Raw genomic sequence first — 17,669 nt, 5'->3', positions numbered from 1 at the left:
GGTCATCCTTCACCACGAATCAGATCGATCGCCTTCTCGGCGATCATCACCGTGGGGGCCTGGGTGTTGGAACTGACGATGCGCGGCATGACGGACGAGTCGATCACCCGCAGCCCCTCGATGCCCATCACCTTCAGTTCCGGTGAGACCACGGCGTCGTCCCCGACACCCATCGCACACGTGCCGACCGGGTGGTACGAGGTGCGGCCGTACGCGCGAACGAACTTCACGTAGTCGTCCTTCGTGTTCACCGACAGACCGCCTGCCAGATGTTCGGCCTTGATGTGCCGGGCCATCGACGACTGCGCCATGATCTCGCGGCTCTGCCGAAGCCCCTCGATGCTCGACTCCAGGTCGAAGTCGGTGGCGAGGAAGTTCGGGTCGATCAGCGGCTGGGCGGTGGGGTCGTTCGACCTGATCTTCACCGAGCCCCGGCTCTCGGGCCGCAGCGAGTACGAGTTCAGGGTGCAGCCGTAGCCCGGGCGGACCGCGGCGACACCGGCCTCGACGCCCGCTGCGGGCAGGAAGTGGAACTGCAGATCCGGGATCGACTCCCCCGCGTGCCCGAAACTGAACCCACCGGCCTCGACGACCGTCGATGCCAACGGTCCCCGCCGGAAGGCCGCGTACTCGAGTCCGGCCTTGGCCGTGGCCGGACGCACGAGGTTCAGGCGGTCGAGGCTCTGGTACTCGCGGAGTTCGTAGATGACGTCGAGGTCGCAGTGGTCGTGCAGGTTCCGGCCGACACCGGGAAGGGCATGGGCCACCTCGACATTCGCGTCGCGAAGGTCGTCGGGATGACCGATCCCCGACAGCTGCAGGATCTTGGGTGATCCGAACGCGCCCGCGGCGACCAGCACCTCGCGGGACGCGCGGAACGTCTCCACACCGTGCGCGGTGAGCACCTCGATCCCGGTGGCGCGGCCGCCGTCGAGCAGCACCCGCGACACGGCGACGTTCTCCCGCACCGTCAGGTTGGGTCGCTTCCTGGCGGGTGCGAGGTACGCGACCGCGGCGCTGCACCGGCGGGCGTTCCTCGTGGTCGTCTGATAGAGGCCGACACCGTACTGGTGCTCGCCGTTGAAGTCGCCGTTGAACGGCAGCCCGAACTCCTGCCCCGCCTGCACGAACGACTTCGACAGCGGATGAGGGTTGACCGGATCGGAGACCCCGAGCGGCCCGTCGGTGCCGTGGTACGGCGCCGACAGCCGTTCGTTGTCCTCGGACCGGAGGAAGTACTTCTGGATCTCCTCGAACGACCATCCCGCGCAGCCGTATTTCAGGGCCCACTCGTCGTAGTCCTCGTGCGCGCCGCGGGTGAACACCTGGGCGTTGATCGAGCCGCCGCCGCCGATGACCTTGCCCTGAGCGAGGGGAATGACCCGGTCGTTGCAGTGTTTCTGTGGAACGCTCGAGAATCCCCAGTCATACTTGCTCGCAGTGAGTTTCGCGAATCCTGCGGGTACGTGGATAAACGGATGCCGGTCGTTGCCGCCGGCCTCGAGCAGGAGAACCCGGACCGTCGGATCCTCCGTCAGCCGTCCGGCCAGCACACAGCCCGCGGTGCCGCCGCCCGCGATGACGTAGTCGTAGGTGGCACTCATCGGTTGCCTCCGGTCCAGTTCGGGAACACGCGCTTGCGTGGTCCGGTGCGGATCTGAATGGTCTTGACGTCGGTGAACTCGTCGAAGCCAGCCTGCCCCATCTCGCGGCCGAACCCGCTCTGCTTCATGCCGCCGGCAGGCAGTTGCGGGGCGCCGTCGATGGTCGTGTTCACCCACACGCGGCCGCTGCGCATCTCCCTCGCCACCCGCAGCGCCTTGTCGATGTTCTTGGTCCAGATCGAGCCGGCGAGTCCGTATTCCGTGGCGTTGGCGAGCCGGATGGCGTGGTCGACGTCGCTGAACCGGGTGACGGTGAGCACGGGACCGAAGATTTCCTCCTGGAAGGCGGCGGACTCTTCGGCCACGCCGTCGAGGATCGTGGGAGCGACGAAATGCCCGCTCCCCCAGTTCTCTCCGCCGAGCCGGCCACCGCCGGTCAGGACGGTGGCACCGTCCCGCCGCGCCGCGTCGATGTGGCCGAGCACCTTCTCCAGGTGGCCGGCGTCGATCATCGGGCCCAGTTCGCTCGCATCGTCGAGCGGTCCGCCCACCGTGATGCGGCCGGCGGCCTCGACGAGGCGGGCGAGGAAGGCGTCCGCGATCGAGTCCTGCACCAGGAGCCGGGCACCCGACACGCAGCACTCACCCTGATTGAAGAACACACCGAACAGGACGCCGTCGAGTGCGTCGTCGAGGTCGGCGTCGTCGAACACGACGCTTGCGGCCTTACCTCCCAGTTCCATCGACAGTCGCTTGACGCTGCCCGCCGAGGCCTCGACGATGCGCTTACCCGTCTCGGTGCTCCCGGTGAACGACAGGATGTCGATCAGGCTGCTCTCCGCGAGCGGAGCACCGACCTCGGCGCCCGCCCCCGTCACCACGTTCACCACACCGTCGGGGACCCCGGCCTCGGTGAGCAACCGGGCCAGCTCGACGGCAGTGCCGGACGTGAACTCGGACGGCTTCACCACCGCCGTGCAGCCCGCGCCGAGCGCGAACGGCAGCTTCTGCGCGAGCAGGAGCAGCGGGAAGTTCCACGGGATGATCATGCCGACCACGCCGGCGGGCTCGCGGACCACCATGGCGGTGCAGTCGTCGCCGAGCGCGGTGTGCGCCTCACCGTGCATCGTCATGGCCAGCGCCGCGGCGTACTCGAACAGCTCGATGCTCGCCCCGACGTCGCCGCGGGCCAGAGTGATCGGTTTGCCCGACTCCTCCGCGTCGATCCGGGCGAGTCGTTCCTCGTTCTCGCGCATCAGGCCCGCGCAGCGCAGCAGCGCCCGGGCGCGGTCCATCGCGGTCCAGTGCGGCCACTCGCCCTCGTCGAAGGCCTCCCGCGCGACCGCGACGGCCAGGGCCGCGTCGGCGCGGGTGCCCGCGGTGAACGTGGCGACCACGCGGCCGTCGGCCGGGCTGACCCGTTCGATGATGTTCTCCGACGGGGGCACGCTGCGCCCGCCGATGAAGTGTCCGTAGCTGCGGATCTGTGTTGCTTCGACTGTCGACATCTTTGGCAATTCCTCGTCAGTGTTCGTGGATCAGGACACCACGCAGGTTGAGCCCCGCGTGCATGTCCACGTATGCGTCGTTCACCTGGTCCAGGGTGTAACGCCGGGTGATCAGTTCGTCCAGCTTCAGTCGCCCCGACTTGTAGTAGTCCAGCAGTGCCGGGATGTCCCGGGTGGGGTTGCAGTTGCCGAACAGGACCCCGCGCAGATGCTTGGCGTAGACCACCAGTTCGAGCGGGCTGATCGGGATCCCGGGTTCGTTCTGGCCGATCGACACGACCGCGACGGTTCCCTCCTTGCGGACGGCGCCGAACGCGTCGGCGATCAGCTGTCCGTCCACCACCCCGACGGTGACGACGGCGCCGTCGGCGCCCTGACCGTTGGTGACCGAGCGGACGAACGGCATGGCCTCGTCGATCGACGCGTACGCGTGGGTGGCGCCGAGTTCGAGGGCTCGTTCGCGCTTGAACGCGACCGGGTCGACGGCGACGACGTGTGCGGCACCCGCGTGGTGGGCACCCTGCACGGCGTTGATCCCCACACCGCCGACACCGACGATCATCGTCGTGTCCCGGGGACGGACGCCCGCGCCGTTCACGGCGGAGCCCCATCCGGTGGCGACCCCGCAGGAGACGAGGCAGGCCACGTCGAACGGGATGTCGTCGTCGATCTTCACGGCCTGGGCCTGCGACGTGACGAGGTAGTTCGCGAACGTGCCGAGGCGTTGCATGGCGCCGATCGGCCGCCCTGACTGCGTGGCGAACCGCGCCGTTCCGTCGAGCATGAAACCAGCCTCCATACCGGCCCCCGTGTCGCAGATATATTGCATCCCCTGCGCGCACCAGGCGCAAGTTCCGCAGGCCGGGAGATAGGCGGTGGCGACGTGATCGCCGACGGCGAGCCGGGTGACACCGGGTCCGACCGCGTCGATCACACCGGCACCCTCGTGTCCGCCGACCAGCGGCAGCGTATTGGGGATGTCACCGGTGACGAGGTGATCGTCGGAGTGACAGAGTCCGGACGCCATCACCTTGATCCGCACTTCTCCGGGACCGGGCTCCGCGAGGACGAGATCGTCGACCTCCCACTTGCCGCCCACTTCGTGAATCACCGCACCGCGTGCCGTCGTACTCATCGTTCTCCTTCGAATCTCACACTCACACTGAGTCTTACTTGATGATCGAGAGCCGGCTGCGGTCGAGGGTCACGGCGACCGCGACGATGACGACCGCGCCGTACACGATCTGCTGGAAACTGGGGTCGATGCCGGCCACCGAGCCGCCGACCCGGAGCACGGTGACCACCAGGGCGCCGACGAGTACCCGCCACGCTCCGCCGATTCCACCGGTGATGGCGCAGCCGCCGACCAGCACGGCCGCGATGGCGGGCAGCAGCAGCGAATCCGCGAGTTGCGGTGCGGCGCTCTGCTGCTGGGCCGACAATACGACACCCGCGGCGCCCGCGAAGAATCCGGACAGGGCGAATGCTCCGATCCGGACGATCCGGGTTCGGACACCGCTCATCATCGCGGCCCTCTCCCCCAGTCCGACGAGGTGAAAGACGTTGCCCCGCGGTGAGAACCGCATCGCGCCGAACACCGCGGCCACCGCCGCCACTGCGGCCCACACCGCCATGGGGAGACCGAGCACCGTCCAGGAACTGAGCCAGAAGATCGCGTCGTAGCCTTCGCTGATGTAGATGGTCGTCGACCCCGAGACCACGAGCGCCACCGCACCCCAGAACCCCAGCGCCCCCAGCGAGACGACGAATGACGGGACCTGCCCGAACACGATCAACAGACCGGTCAGCGCGCCGATCAGAGTGAGCGCCACGAGGGTGACGACGACGGCGAGCGGACCGAGGGAGCCGATCACCGTCGCCAGGATCACGGTGGCCAGCGACGCGAGCGCCGCCACGGACAGGTCGATACCGCCGGTGAGGATGACGAACATCTGCCCCAGCCCGAGCAGCAGAATCGGGACCGCCTGCGCCGAGACCACTGCGAGGGCGTTCATCGACAGGAAATTCGGTTCGGCGAGCGCGACGAGGAGGACGAGCGCGACCAATACGACCGACGGGCCGGCCAGCCGCAACCGGTCCCGGGTCGTCCGGGACACCGCCTGCGCCGCACCCTCGGGTGCGCGCGTCTCGGTGGAAGTCCTCTCGGTGGAAGTTCTTGTTGCCACGGCGATCACATCATCTTCTCGAGGAGTTGGAGTTTGCTGGGCGGGTTTCCGGGCGGCGAGTCGAACGCGCCGGTGATCTCGCCGTCCCGCATGACGATCACGCGGTGGCCGAGGCCGATCGCCTCGTCGAGGGTGTCGGCGAGCACCAGAATCGCCACTCCCCTGCCGGAGAGGTCGCGGAACAGGGCGTAGAGGTCTTCCTTCGCACCGATGTCGAGTCCGCGGGTGGGGTGGTCGAGAACCAGTACCCTCAGGCCGTCGCCGAGGATCCACTTGGCCACCACGGCCTTCTGCTGGTTGCCGCCCGACAGTCGCGCGATGTCGGCGTCCGGGTCGGCGGGCCGGATGCCGAGTTTCTCGATCCAGCCGCGTGCGGTCTCCTCCACCCGGGCACCGGAGGAGATCCGGCCGCCACCGGCCTTCACCGGATGCACCGTCGCAATGTTCTGCGCCACGGTCGCTCCCGCGATCATGCCCTCGACGCGACGCTCGGCGGGAACGTATGCGACACCGGACCGCACGGCGTCCGCGGGTGATCCCGGGGCCGACCGCTGTCCGTCGATCTCGACGGTTCCGGAGTCGATGGGGACGGCGCCGAAGACGGCGCGGGCCACCTCCTCGCGCCCGGAGTCGACTACGCCCACCACCGAGACGATCTCGCCGGCGTGGACGTCCAGCGACACGTCCTTCGCCTTGCCGCCGCAGGTGAGGTTGCGGACCGACAGGGTCGGCGTGCCCGTCCGCGAGACGGCCTGCTTGCGCTCCGACGAGTAGATCTCCTCGGCCGCACCCTTCCCGATCATCAGCTGGTACAGCTCGGATTCTGTTGCTGCCGAGGCGATCCGCTCGCCGACCACTTTGCCGTCGCGCAGCACGTACACGCGGTCGGAGAAGCGGAGGACCTCGTCGAGGCGGTGGGAGACGAAGATGACGGAACCGCGTTCCTTGAGGGCTGTGACCCGGCGGTGGAGTACCTCGACGTCCTCGGGTTCGAGCACCGATGTCGGCTCGTCGAGGATGAGCAGCGGCGGGTGTTCCACCTGCCTGCCGCCGACGGCCCGCGCCACCTCCACCATCTGGCGCTGGGCGAAGCCGAGCGATTCGGTGAGCGCGCCCGGATCGACCGTCGACTCCACCACCGACAACATTTCCTGGGCGCGGGCCCGGATCCGGCGCCTGCGGAGGAACCCGGCACGGGCGGTGTCACCCTCGTGTCCGAGGATCAGGTTCTGGCCGACGGTGAGGTTCGGGAGCAGCGACTGCTCCTGATGCACGACCCCGATTCCGTGGTCGGCGGCGTCGGCCGGGCTTCCGAAGCTCACGTCGCGCCCGCCCAGCACCATCCGGCCGCCGTCCTGGCGGTGCACTCCCGCGAGGATCTTGAGCAGCGTGGACTTTCCGGCACCGTTCTCACCGATCAATCCCACGACCTCGTTCGGGGCGATGGACAGGCTCACGTCGTCGAGGACGGTGTTGGGTCCGAATTTCTTGGTGACATTGCGGAGTTCCAGGAGTGATGTCATTTCACAACCCTCAATCGGCTGCGGGCGGGCCACCCGGTGGCGATCACCGCGACCACGATGATGAGACCCTGCGCGCCCTGCTGGATGTACGGGCTGGCGCCCGACAGGAGAAGTCCGTTGCCGAGGACCACGAGGAGCAGCACACCCACCAGGGAGTGCAGGGGTCCACCGCGACCGCCGCTCAGCAGGGTGCCGCCGACGACCACCGCGGACAGGGTGAGGAAGAGGCTGCCCGATCCGACGCTCACGTCGCCGACGCCGAGCCGGATGGTGGCCAGCACTCCGCCGAGCCCGGACAGCAGTCCGGCCACGGCGAACAGGATGATCTTGGTGCGGCCGACCGGGACGCCCGCCAGGCGGCTGGTCGCCTCGTCGCCGCCGATCGCATAGGTGTGCATGCCGAGCCGGGTTCCCTTGCACAGCAGCACTGTCACGGCCACGGCGGCGAGTGCGAACACCACGACGACGGGAAGCCCGAGCAAGTGGCCGCCGGCCCAGGCCGCGAGCGACGGATCGGCGAGCTGCGGGGTGGCGGTGCCGAAGAGCACGGTCGCGACACCGAGCCCGACGAACCAGGTACCCAGAGTGACGAGGAAGGACGGTACCCGGACGACGACGTGCAGCACGCCGTTGACCACTCCGAAGAGCAGACCGACCCCCAGCGCCAGCAGGACCGCGAGGAGTCCCAGGTCGTTGCCGTTGACACTGTTCGCTGCGAGCAGGACGAACGTCAGCCCACTGGCCGCCATCACGCCCTCGATCGACAGGTCCACGCCGCCCACCAGGACTACCAGCGTGGCGCCCATCGCGAGGACCACGGGAATCGCGGCCTGCTCCACGATCGCCATCGCGTTGCTCGCCGTCGCGAAGCCGGGAGCCAGCGCGGCGAAGACGGCGCACAGTCCCAGCAGGGCGGCGAGCGGGCCGGCGGTAGAGAGGAGCCGGCGCACGCGTGGTCGCGTGCTGCGCACGGGTGTGGCGGGTTCGGCGGGGGTCGTCACCTCCCCGGTCACTTCAGTCGTCGACATCGTCACTCCTTCGGAAGATTGTGTGGTTCGTGAATCGAGAGTGGGCTACCGGGCAACCGGGCCGGTGATGCGGGAGAACGGATCCTGCACTGACCGCACGATCTCCTCGTCACTCGGCACGGCGAGGAACTGGTCGACGTTGTTCGCGGTGATCAGCGACTGGTCGACGAAGAACTCGCGGTTCTCACGGGGCAGCGACTCGACGTCGATTCCGCCGGTCATGGCCTGGTAGCAGATGGCGAGCCCCATTGCACCGTTGAAGTAGGGATCGGTCGTGTAGGTGGAGACCAACTCCCCGTTCGCGATGGCGTCCAGGCCTTCCGGGGTGGCGTCCGCGGCGCTGGCGATCTTGATCTCCCCCGCGCGACCCGCCTCGCGGACCGCCTGCAGAGCGCCCAGCGCCATGGAATCCGTTGCGGCCCAGATACCGTTCACCTGGTCGCCGTACTTGTTGAGCAGGGTCTGCGTGGTGGTGTAGGCCTTGTTGCGGTCGAAGTCGGCGGGCTGGTCGTCGAGCAGGGCGACGCCGGACTGTCCGTCCATGGCCTGCTGGAAGCCCTGGAACCGGGTCTGGCTGATCTCGTTGGCGAGCAAACCCTGGAGCGCGATCACGCCGCCGGTGCCGCCGAGCGAATCGACGAGGGCCTTGCCCGTGTCGGCTCCCTGCTGGACGCCGTCGTAGGCGACGTAGGACGCCCATCCGTTCCCGACGCCCCAGGGATGCAGGTCGGCCGGCTTGCTCCACTGGGTGACCGCGCACCCGCCGCTGTTCTGCACGGCGCGCACGATCGCGGGGGTGTCGGCGCTCGTGTTGGGGTTGATGTTGAGCAGGACGGTCTTGCCCGCCGCGAGCACCGACTGCAACTGCGACAGCGCGTTCTGCGAGTCGCCGCCGTAGACGATCACCTTCAGTTCGATCCCCAGCGATTCGGCGTATGCGCGGCTGCCCTGCACCCACGCGGCCTCGTACGGGTTGGTCAGCGACCGGACCTCGGAGACCATCACCATGTCGCCCCGGTCGACGGCTGCGCCGTCCCGCTCGATCTGTTCCGATCCCGTCGAGCAGGCGATGGCGGAGCTCGCCATGACGGAGACTGCCGCGGCAACGCCGACGGCCCGGGCTGCCGCCCTGATTGATCGTTGCGTCCGTGTCATCGTTCGTCCACTTCCTGAAAAAAGAATGTAAACGCTTTCTTACCGTGATCGGCGTCACAAGTCAAGCGCTGCATGGTCTGGTCAAGGGTCATCCGGATCGACCGGACAGGCGAGAAACCGATTACAAACTGCTGGTGAGCCGCGCGGCCGCGACCGCGCCGGCCACGCGGCACCACATCGTGGGTGCGACGAGTGCCGCTTCGGAGCTTCCCGCCAGGTCGGTCAGCGAGAGCCCGATACCGGGCGGCGACGCCGCGAGACGGCCCGCGACGACCACCGATCGGGTCGCGGTGTCCGCGCACCGCTCCAGCACGGAACCGACGAGTTTGCCGGACAGCGACGTCGCGTCGAACTGGCCTTCACCGGTGACCACGACGTCGGCGCGGCCGAACTCGGCGCTCAGCCCGGTGAGTTCTGCGATGCGGGCGGCGCCCGGCACCAGCCGGCCGCCCCACGCCGACAGTCCGAATCCCGTGCCACCCGCAGCTCCGGCACCGGGTTCGTCGGGAGTGCACGGCAGTCGTGCGCCGAGGCAGGCGGCGAACGTCGCGAGCGCGCGATCCAGGAGGTCGCGCACCGCGGGGTCGGCGCCCTTCTGCGGCCCGAAGACGTGCGCCGCCCCCTGTGGGCCGCACAGGACGGCCGTCGTGTCCGTCAGCAGCTCGACGCCACCGGGTGGGGGCTCGGTCAGCGAGCCCACGTCGATCGCGGCGAGAGCGGCCAGGCCGGCACCCCCGTCGGAGATCTCCCGGCCGTCGCGGTCCAGGAGCTTCGCGCCGAGCGCCCGCAGGGCGCCCGCACCGCCGTCGGTGGACGCGGAACCGCCGAGTCCGATCAGCAGTGCCTTCGCGCCGTCCGCCAGTGCTGCGGCGATCACCTGTCCCAGCCCGGTCGTCGACGCTCCCCCCGGATCCGGCGAGTCCATCAGGGGCAGCCCACTCATCTGGGCGAGTTCGATCACCGCCGTACCGTCCCGGAGCAGCAGCCAGCGTCCGGTCGTGGGACGCCCGTCAGGACCCCGGACACCCGGCACCGCACGCCACACGCCGGTGTCGTGGCAAGACGCGACGGCGTCCACCGTGCCTTCGCCGCCGTCCGCCTGCGGGAGCAGGACCAGCTCGTCGTTCGGCCGGACCGTCGACCAGCCGGCCGCCAGAGCCGCCGCCACCTCCGTCGCCGTCAGTGAGCCCTTGAACGAATCCGGGGCCAGTACCACCCGCATCGAGCCGGCGTCAGTCGACGTCATCGGGGTGGGGTCCCGTGCGCTGATCGCGATTCAGAGCCGAGATCGCGTCCATCTCCGCGGCGGACAGCCGGAAACCGAACACGTTCGCGTTCTGCCGCATCCGGTGCACCGCAGAAGATTTCGGCAGGGGAATCGTCCCGATCTGCAAGTGCCAGCGCAGCACGATCTGCGCGACCGACACCCGATGCCGGGCGGCGAGCGCCGCCAGGAGTGCGTGGTCGTTCAGATGCCCCCTCGCCAGCGGTGCCCACGCCTGGGTGCGGATTCCCATCGACCGGTGTAGATCCGTCAGTGCGGACTGCGTGAGCAGCGGGTGCAGTTCGACCTGATTGACCGCCGGGGTGATCGACGCGATCTCCGCGAGCCGCTCGAGCTGTTCGGGCTGGAAGTTCGACACGCCGATCGCCCGCACCCGTCCGTCGTAGTACAGCTTCTCGAGTGCGCGCCACGTCTCCAGGTACAGTCCGCGGCCCGGTGCCGGCCAGTGGATGAGGCACAGGTCGATGCGGCCGAGTTTCGCCGCGCTCGCCTCGAAGGCGTCCAGTGCCTGCTGGTACCCCTGATCCTCGTTGGAGATCTTGGTGGTCACGAAGATCGCGTCCCGATCGACGTCCGCCCCGGCCAGCGCCGCACCGAGAGACGCCTCGTTGCCGTACATCGGGGCGGTGTCGAACGCACGATAGCCGGCGGCCAGCGCGTGCGACACCGTGGAACCCATGTCCTCGTCGGGGATGGTGAACAGGCCGAACCCGAGTGCGGGCATCGTGACGTCGTTGTTCAACGTGACCGAGGGAACGGTCGCCAGGCTCGTCATGTGATCGAGTACCCGCCGTCGACGGGCAGGACCACGCCGGTGACGTACCGCGCGGCGTCGGAGACCAGGAACAGCACCACGTCGGCGACGTCGTCGCCGTCGGCGAACCGTTGCAACGGGATACGGCTCAGCTTCTGGGCGCGGAAGTCTTCCTGCCCCAGCACGTCCGCCGTCATCGGGGTTTCGATGTAGCCCGGCGAGACGGTGTTGACGCGCACGCCGTGGGGGCCGAGTTCCACGGCCAGACCCTTGCCGAGCTGCGTCAGTGCGGCCTTCGTCGCACCGTAGGGAACGATCCCCGGGACGGCGCGATCCGCGGACAGCGACGCAATGTTCACGATGCTGCCGCGGGCGTCGACGAGCGACTTGGCCGCCTGCCGCGTCAGCCGGTAGGCCGCCGACAGATTGACGTCGAGGAGGCGTTCCCACCCGTCCTCGTCCACGTCGATCGCCGTGGTCCGCAACTGGATCCCGGCCGCGTTGATCAGGATGTCGAGGCGCCCCGACAGCTGCTGGGCGAGATCGACTGCGCGTGCGCCGAACTCGGGGTCGGTGAGGTCGCCGCAGAGACCGTGCCCGCCGAACTCCGCCGCGAGGTCGGTGACCTTCGGGTCGGCGTCGGCCGCGACCACGAGTGCCCCGCTGCGGGCGAGGGCGCGGGCGATCGCCGAACCGATCCCGCCGGCCGCACCGGTCACGATGGCGGTCTTCCCGGACAGATCGACCGAGTTGGTGGATTGTGCAACGCCGCTCATGCCGCGGCTCCCTTCAGTACTGCCCGGCTGATGATGAGCCGCTGCATTTCGCTGGTGCCTTCGTAGATCTTCGTGATGCGGGCGTCGCGGTAGAGGCGCTCGACCTCGTATCCGCGGATGAAGCCGTTGCCGCCGAACACCTGCACGGCGGCGTCGGCGTGGCGCACGCATCCCTCGGACGCGTAGAGCTTGGCCATCGAGCAGAGCGTCTCGGCGTCCGCTGCCCCCGTGTCGAGCGCCCGCGCCGCCTCGACCGACAGCGCGGTGCCGGCCCGCAGCTCGGTGGCGACGGTGGCGAGGGAGAAGGAGATGCCCTGGTTGGCGGAGATCGGCTTGCCGAACTGGCTGCGGTCGAGGGACTGCCGGGTGGCGGCGTCCAGGGCGGCGCGGCTGATGCCTAGGCTCAGGCCCGAGATGCCGAGACGGCCCTTGGCCAGCACCTTCATCATGTAACCGAACGCCTTGCCTTCCTCGCCGAGGAGGGCGTCGGCCGACAGTGGGACGGAGTCGAACACCAGCCCGCCGACCTGCGAGGCCCGCTGGCCCATCTTGTGTTCGTGGTAGGCGCGGCTGACGCCGGGCTGGTCGACGTCCACCAGGAAGACGGAGATGCCGCCGCGCTTCCCGAGTTCGGGGTCGGTGACGGCGAGGACGACCGCGAAGTCCGCGACGGGGGCGTTGTGGATGTAGATCTTCTCGCCGGTGAGCACCCAGCCGTCGCCGCTGCGGACCGCCCGTGTGGTGATCGATCCGAGGTCGGATCCGGATCCCGGCTCGGTGAGCGCGTAGGCGCAGCGCTTCTCGGCGGAGAGCATCGGGCGCAGGTACTGCTCCTGCTGCTCGGGTGTGCCGTAGTTGCCGAGCAGGCTGCCGAGGATCTCGACGAGGCCGCACTGGTCGGCCACCGACGCGTACCCGTAGGACAGGGACTCCATGACGAACAGGTAGTCGAGGGCGGTGCCGCCGAAGCCACCGAACTTCTCGGGCACGGTGATGCCGAAGAGCCCGATCTTGCCCATCTCCCGGTAGATCTCTTCGGGGAATCGTTCGGTCTCGTCCAGTTCGGTGGCGACCGGACGGATCCGTTCGTCGACGAACTCGGCGACGAGCTTGCGTTCGTCGGCGCCGAGCACCGACGAGGGAATGACACTGTTTCCGGTTGACATGCAGTTCTCCTCAGATGTGTACGGCGACGGGGGCGAACAACCCCGCGTCCATCAGGCGTGGGTTCTTGATGATCGGACGGAATCCCATGTGCGGCAGAATGTCCCGATCGATGTCGATGCCGGGTGCGATCTCGACGAGTTCGAGGCCGTCCCGGGTGAGGGCGAAGACGGCGCGTTCGGTGACGTAGACCGCCTCACGTCCCTCGCGGACGGCGAGAGCACCGGAGTAGGTGACCTGATCGACACGGTCGACGAACTTCGGCACCGAGCCTTCGCGCCGGATCACCAGTTCTCCTCCGACGATCTCGACGTCCAGGCCGCGGGCGGTGAACGTTCCGCAGAACACGGCGCGCGGCGAGTTCTGGGAGATGTCGATGAACCCGCCCGGTCCGACGATTCCGCCGCCGATCTTGCTGACGTTGACGGCGCCGGTGGAGTCGACCTCGGCCATGCCGAGGCAGCTGACGTCGAGCATTCCGCCCGAGAACAGGTCGAACTGGGTGGTCGACGAATGCACGACCTTCGGTCCTCGCGCGGCCCCGAACAGATCGCCGGAGACGGGGATGCCGTCAATCAGTCCCTGTTCGATGGCGAGAGTGATGTCGTCCAGGCGATCCTGTTCGGCGAGCGCGTCCACGACCAGGGCGGACACCCCGAAGCCGACGTTGAGGACGTCGCCGTCCCGGACCTCGGCGGCGGCCCGCCGGGCGATCAGCATGCGGATCGGGTCGTGGTTCGTGGCCCCGAATCCGGAGTTCGCAGCGTCGCCGGAGAGTTCCGGGTCGAATTCGCCCGCGTACGTCTGCCATTGGGCCGGTGCGTGGACGACGTCGTCCACCAGGACCGCCGGGATGTGCACGAGCCGCGGATCGATCGGCCGGTCCAGCAGGTTCTTCACCTGCACGATGACCCGGCCGCCGCTCGCCTTCGCCGACTGAGCGACGGCCAGCGCGTCGAGCTGGGCCGCCTCGCCCGAGCACGTGACGTTCCCGGACGGGTCGATGGAATCGCCGCGGACGATGGCCACGTCGACGGGAAACGGCTTGTAGCGCAGGTACTCGCGGCCGTCCAGAGTCAGGAGTTCGACGAGGTCCTCGGTGGCGGACGGCGTGAACTTGCCCCCGCCGTGCCGTGGGTCGACGAAGGTGTCGAGACCGGTCGCGGTGATGAGGCCCGGCCGGCGCGCACCGATCTCCCGCAGCAGCTGACTGATCGCGCCGCCGGGCCACGCGTACGCCTCGATCTCGTCGTTGCGAACGAGGTCGATCATGGTCGGCGACCACGTCCAGTGCCCGCCGATGACCCGCTTGACCATGCCCTTGTGCGCGAGGTGGTTGGTTCCGCGGCTCACCCGGTCGCCGATGCCGAGGGCGTGCACGATCGTGAGTTCCCTCGGCGATCCGGTCGCGAGGAAGCACTCCTCCAGTGCCTTCAGGACGGTGTCCGGTTCGAGGATCCCGCCGCCCGAACCGGTGAGGGCGATGGTCGCTCCTGGCGCGATGTCGCTCACGGCTCGTGTCGCGGTGGTCAGTGTCCAGCGCCTCGAGGCGGCACCCGTTCCAGGCTGTGTCATATCCGCTCCTGTAAATGCTTACATTCTGCCAATCGGCCCATTAACGCTATGGACCTCGGTGATTGACACAGTATATTGTGAGCTGCACAACATCAAGAAAACGATTACAGGAGATTTCATGGCTTCGATCCTGCTGCCCGATCGCCACGGTTCGCCCACGACTCTCGCGTTGAACGCACCCGCCCGACTGGACACCCGGTCCACGCCGCCGAGCAGCAGGGCGGTGTACGCGGCCTCGCACGTGGTGGCCGATCCGCTACGGGCGTCCGCGGAGAATGCCGCGGATCAGATCGACTGGGACGCCACCCTGCAACTGCGCAGCGACCTGTGGTCGCTGGGGCTCGGGGTGGCCGAGTCGATGGACACCGCCCAGCGCGGCATGGGGCTCGATTGGGCCGGTGCCAGGGAACTCGCCGTCCGCACGCTCACCGACGCGAAGGCGGTCGGCGGGAAGGTGGTCGTGGGCGTGGCCACCGATCAACTGAAGACCGACACCCCCACGCTCGACGAGATCCGCGACGCCTACCTCGAGCAGGTCGAGGCGATCGAATCCGCCGGCGGCGAGGTGGTGCTGATGGCGAGTCGGCACCTCGCCCGCGCCGCCACCGGCCCCGACGACTACCTCGCCGTGTACGACGCGGTGCTGTCGGCGGCCACCCGCCCGGTCGTCCTCCATTGGCTGGGCTCGGTGTTCGACCCCGCCCTCGACGGGTACTGGGGCTTCTCGGAGCCGGTTGCCGCGATGGACACCGTCCTGCAGATCATCACCACACATCACGAGCGCGTACGCGGCATCAAGGTCTCCCTGCTCGACCCCGCGCTCGAGATCGCCCTTCGCAACCGGATGCCCGACGACGTTCGGGTGTTCACCGGCGACGACTACAACTACGTCGACCTGATCGCCGGCGACGGCACCCACACCAGCGACGCCCTGCTGGGTGCGTTCGCCGCGCTCGGCCCGTTCGCCTCCGCCGCGTTCGCCCGGCTGGACGACGGCGACGAGCAGGGGTTCCGGAACATCCTGGGCCCCACCGAAACCCTGAGCCGGCTGCTGTTCGCCGCCCCTACGCAGTACTACAAGGTTGGCGTCGCGTGGTTGGCGTACCTGAACGGCAAGCAGGACCACTTCCGGATGATCGGCGGCTTCGAAACCGGTCGCAGCCTCACCCATCTGGCCGAACTGATCCGCGCGGCCGACGCGATCGGCCTGTTCACCGATCCCGACTTCACCGCCGCACGGGCCTCGGCATACTTCGCTGTGCACGGAATCCGCTGATATGGACCTCGCGCAGTGCAGTCTCAACTCCGTCACCGTCAAGGGTGCCGGCTTCACCGAGGTCGCCGAACTCGCTGAGCAGTGGGGGTTCGGCGGAGTCGGCCTGTGGCGGGACGTCCTCGACGGCGTGGACCTGGCGGGCGCGTCGGCCCGGCTCAGAGGGTCGGGGCTGCGCGTCACCAGCGTCTGCCGGGGCGGGATGTTCCCGCAACCGACCGCCGAGCTGCGACGAGAAGCCATGGCCGACAACCGAATGGCGGTCGATCAGGCGCACGCCCTCGGCGCCGACTGCCTCGTCCTGGTCTGCGGCGCCGCCCACGGCGACCTCGCCGGCGCAAGATTGCAGGTCCACGACGGCATCGCCGAACTCGAGCCGTACGCCCGCCAGGCCGGTGTGCGGCTCGCGGTCGAGCCGATGCACCCGATGATGGCGTCGAGCCGGTCGGTGATCACGTCGCTTCAGGAGGCGAATGACCTGATCGAGGCGATCGATTCCGACCTGGTCGGCATCGCCCTCGACTCGTATCACGTGTGGTGGGATGCGGCGCTGCAGCAGCAGATCGCCCGGGCAGGCGAACGCCTGTTCTCGGTGCAACTCGCCGACTGGGTCACCCCGATCCAGGGCGAACTCAGCAGCCGCGGCATGCCCGGCGAAGGCTGCATCGACATGACCGGATTCGTCGCCGACTGCAGAAACGCCGGCTACGCGGGGCTCGTGGAGGTCGAGATCCTCAGCGACCGCTGGTGGGCCGAGGCCGCCCCGCGCGCGGTCCACGCCGCGGCGAACGGCCTCGCCGCCGTCTGAAACCCGGCTCAGCTCGCGGCGGGCCCCGTCGACTCGCGAATGACGACGTCGGCGGGGATCAGCGGCGGAGACGTGGTGGTCTCGTTGTTCAGGGCCGCGCGCATCAGCGACCACGCCTGGTCGCCCAGATCGATTTTCGGGCTCACCACCGTGGTCAGGCGTGGCGCCAGGTGGCGCGCCATGTCGATGTCGTCGAATCCGGTGACCGAAATGTCCTCGGGGACACGGAGTCCGCGCTCACGCAGCTTCGAGATGACGCCCAGCGCGGTCAGGTCGTTGAAACAGACGAGGGCGGTCGGCTCGTGCGTGAGTGCTTCTTCCACCACGTCGTAGCCACCCTCGATGGTTCCGTCCGACGGCACCGCCGTCGCCTCGATTCCGAGCACCTTCGCCATTTCGATGGCGCGCCACCGCTCGCGGTTCTGCCAGGCGAGATCCGACCCCTTCACGTAGACGATCCGGCGGTGGCCCAGCTTCGCGAGGTGTCCGCACAGCTGCATCATGGGGGTGAAGTTGTCGACGGCGACCATGGGGAGATCGACTTCCAGTTCCACCCGGTTGACGAGCAGAACGGGAGTCGACTGCTTGGCGAGGTCCTTCAGACCACTCGTCGGAATCCTCGACGAGAGCAGCACGAGTCCGTCGACCTGACCGAGCAGGTCGAGTGCGGTGGCGAGTTCGTCGGCCGCGTCACCGGAGTAGTCCGCGACGAGCATGCGGTATCCGTCGGCGGTGGCGCCGTGGTGCATCTGCTTGACGACGTCGAAGAAATACGCGTTCGCCAGGTCGGGCAGGATGACGCCCATGTTTCTCAGCGACCCGAGGACGAGTCCGCGGGCCGCGGTGCTGGGCCGGTAGGACAGCTCGTCGGCGACCTTGTGGACCCGGGCCGCGAGGTCCGGGGTGACCGACGAGCTGCCGCTCATGACACGGGAGACGGTGGCGATCGAGACACCGGCCGCCTTGGCTACGGTGTTGATCGTGACGCGACGGCTCGCGGGCACTCGGGTCTGATCAGCCATAGCTGCCT

15 protein-coding genes are annotated in these 17,669 nt (G+C 68.6%); 2 read left to right on the top strand and 13 right to left on the bottom strand.

Going from position 1 to position 17,669, the window contains the following annotated elements; translation table 11 throughout:
* Window positions 1-2: 2 nt before the first annotated feature.
* From OYT95_RS26605 to OYT95_RS26550, 12 genes are all read right to left on the bottom strand, one after another.
* Complete coding sequence (locus OYT95_RS26605) at window positions 3-1,604, bottom strand: GMC family oxidoreductase (protein WP_268789579.1); 1,602 nt, start codon at window positions 1,602-1,604, stop codon at window positions 3-5.
* Window positions 1,601-3,112: an aldehyde dehydrogenase family protein gene (locus tag OYT95_RS26600; protein ID WP_112302492.1), complete on the bottom strand. Its 1,512-nt coding sequence runs from the start codon at window positions 3,110-3,112 to the stop codon at window positions 1,601-1,603. Before OYT95_RS26600 ends, OYT95_RS26605 begins: the two co-directional genes overlap by 4 nt.
* Before the next feature lie 16 nt (window positions 3,113-3,128).
* Entirely contained in the window at window positions 3,129-4,247 is a 1,119-nt protein-coding gene (locus tag OYT95_RS26595; protein WP_112302491.1) for a Zn-dependent alcohol dehydrogenase, read from the bottom strand.
* Window positions 4,248-4,281: 34 nt separating this feature from the next.
* A complete protein-coding gene (locus tag OYT95_RS26590) occupies window positions 4,282-5,307 on the bottom strand; it encodes an ABC transporter permease (protein WP_268789578.1) in 1,026 nt (341 codons plus the stop codon).
* A complete protein-coding gene (locus OYT95_RS26585; protein ID WP_268789577.1) occupies window positions 5,304-6,821 on the bottom strand; it encodes a sugar ABC transporter ATP-binding protein in 1,518 nt (505 codons plus the stop codon). Before OYT95_RS26585 ends, OYT95_RS26590 begins: the two co-directional genes overlap by 4 nt.
* Window positions 6,818-7,849, bottom strand: coding sequence for an ABC transporter permease (locus OYT95_RS26580; protein WP_037225772.1), 1,032 nt, complete (start codon window positions 7,847-7,849; stop codon window positions 6,818-6,820). The genes OYT95_RS26585 and OYT95_RS26580 overlap by 4 nt, the downstream gene beginning before the upstream one ends.
* 45 nt (window positions 7,850-7,894) lie before the next feature.
* Window positions 7,895-9,004 carry a sugar ABC transporter substrate-binding protein gene (locus tag OYT95_RS26575; RefSeq protein WP_268789576.1) on the bottom strand — a complete coding sequence of 370 codons (1,110 nt, stop codon included), beginning with the start codon at window positions 9,002-9,004 and terminating at the stop codon, window positions 7,895-7,897.
* Window positions 9,005-9,125: 121 nt separating this feature from the next.
* Window positions 9,126-10,250 carry a glycerate kinase gene (locus OYT95_RS26570; protein WP_268789575.1) on the bottom strand — a complete coding sequence of 375 codons (1,125 nt, stop codon included), beginning with the start codon at window positions 10,248-10,250 and terminating at the stop codon, window positions 9,126-9,128.
* Window positions 10,237-11,064: an aldo/keto reductase gene (locus tag OYT95_RS26565; RefSeq protein WP_268789574.1), complete on the bottom strand. Its 828-nt coding sequence runs from the start codon at window positions 11,062-11,064 to the stop codon at window positions 10,237-10,239. The genes OYT95_RS26570 and OYT95_RS26565 overlap by 14 nt, the downstream gene beginning before the upstream one ends.
* On the bottom strand, window positions 11,061-11,819 hold the full coding sequence (locus tag OYT95_RS26560) for an SDR family NAD(P)-dependent oxidoreductase (protein WP_037225777.1): 759 nt from the start codon (window positions 11,817-11,819) through the stop codon (window positions 11,061-11,063). The genes OYT95_RS26565 and OYT95_RS26560 overlap by 4 nt, the downstream gene beginning before the upstream one ends.
* Entirely contained in the window at window positions 11,816-12,985 is a 1,170-nt protein-coding gene (locus OYT95_RS26555) for an acyl-CoA dehydrogenase family protein (RefSeq protein ID WP_037225780.1), read from the bottom strand. Before OYT95_RS26555 ends, OYT95_RS26560 begins: the two co-directional genes overlap by 4 nt.
* 10 nt (window positions 12,986-12,995) lie before the next feature.
* Window positions 12,996-14,558, bottom strand: coding sequence for an acyl CoA:acetate/3-ketoacid CoA transferase (locus OYT95_RS26550; protein ID WP_268789573.1), 1,563 nt, complete (start codon window positions 14,556-14,558; stop codon window positions 12,996-12,998).
* 118 nt (window positions 14,559-14,676) lie between these two features.
* Here OYT95_RS26550 and OYT95_RS26545 point away from each other — a divergent pair, with 118 nt between their 5' ends.
* Both OYT95_RS26545 and OYT95_RS26540 read left to right on the top strand, forming a co-directional pair.
* Window positions 14,677-15,834, top strand: coding sequence for a dihydrodipicolinate synthase family protein (locus OYT95_RS26545; protein ID WP_268789572.1), 1,158 nt, complete (start codon window positions 14,677-14,679; stop codon window positions 15,832-15,834).
* Between the two features lies 1 nt (window position 15,835).
* A complete protein-coding gene (locus tag OYT95_RS26540) occupies window positions 15,836-16,639 on the top strand; it encodes a sugar phosphate isomerase/epimerase family protein (RefSeq protein ID WP_268789571.1) in 804 nt (267 codons plus the stop codon).
* A gap of 8 nt (window positions 16,640-16,647) precedes the next feature.
* Here the strand turns inward: OYT95_RS26540 and OYT95_RS26535 are convergent, their stop codons facing one another.
* A complete protein-coding gene (locus tag OYT95_RS26535) occupies window positions 16,648-17,661 on the bottom strand; it encodes a LacI family DNA-binding transcriptional regulator (protein ID WP_128641401.1) in 1,014 nt (337 codons plus the stop codon).
* Window positions 17,662-17,669 lie beyond the last annotated feature (8 nt).

Source organism: Rhodococcus sp. JS3073 (assembly GCF_026810085.1).
Lineage (GTDB): Bacteria > Actinomycetota > Actinomycetes > Mycobacteriales > Mycobacteriaceae > Rhodococcus_F > Rhodococcus_F wratislaviensis.
The sequence above is the reverse complement of the archived record's forward strand: the minus strand, read 5'-3'. Positions and strand labels throughout refer to the sequence as shown.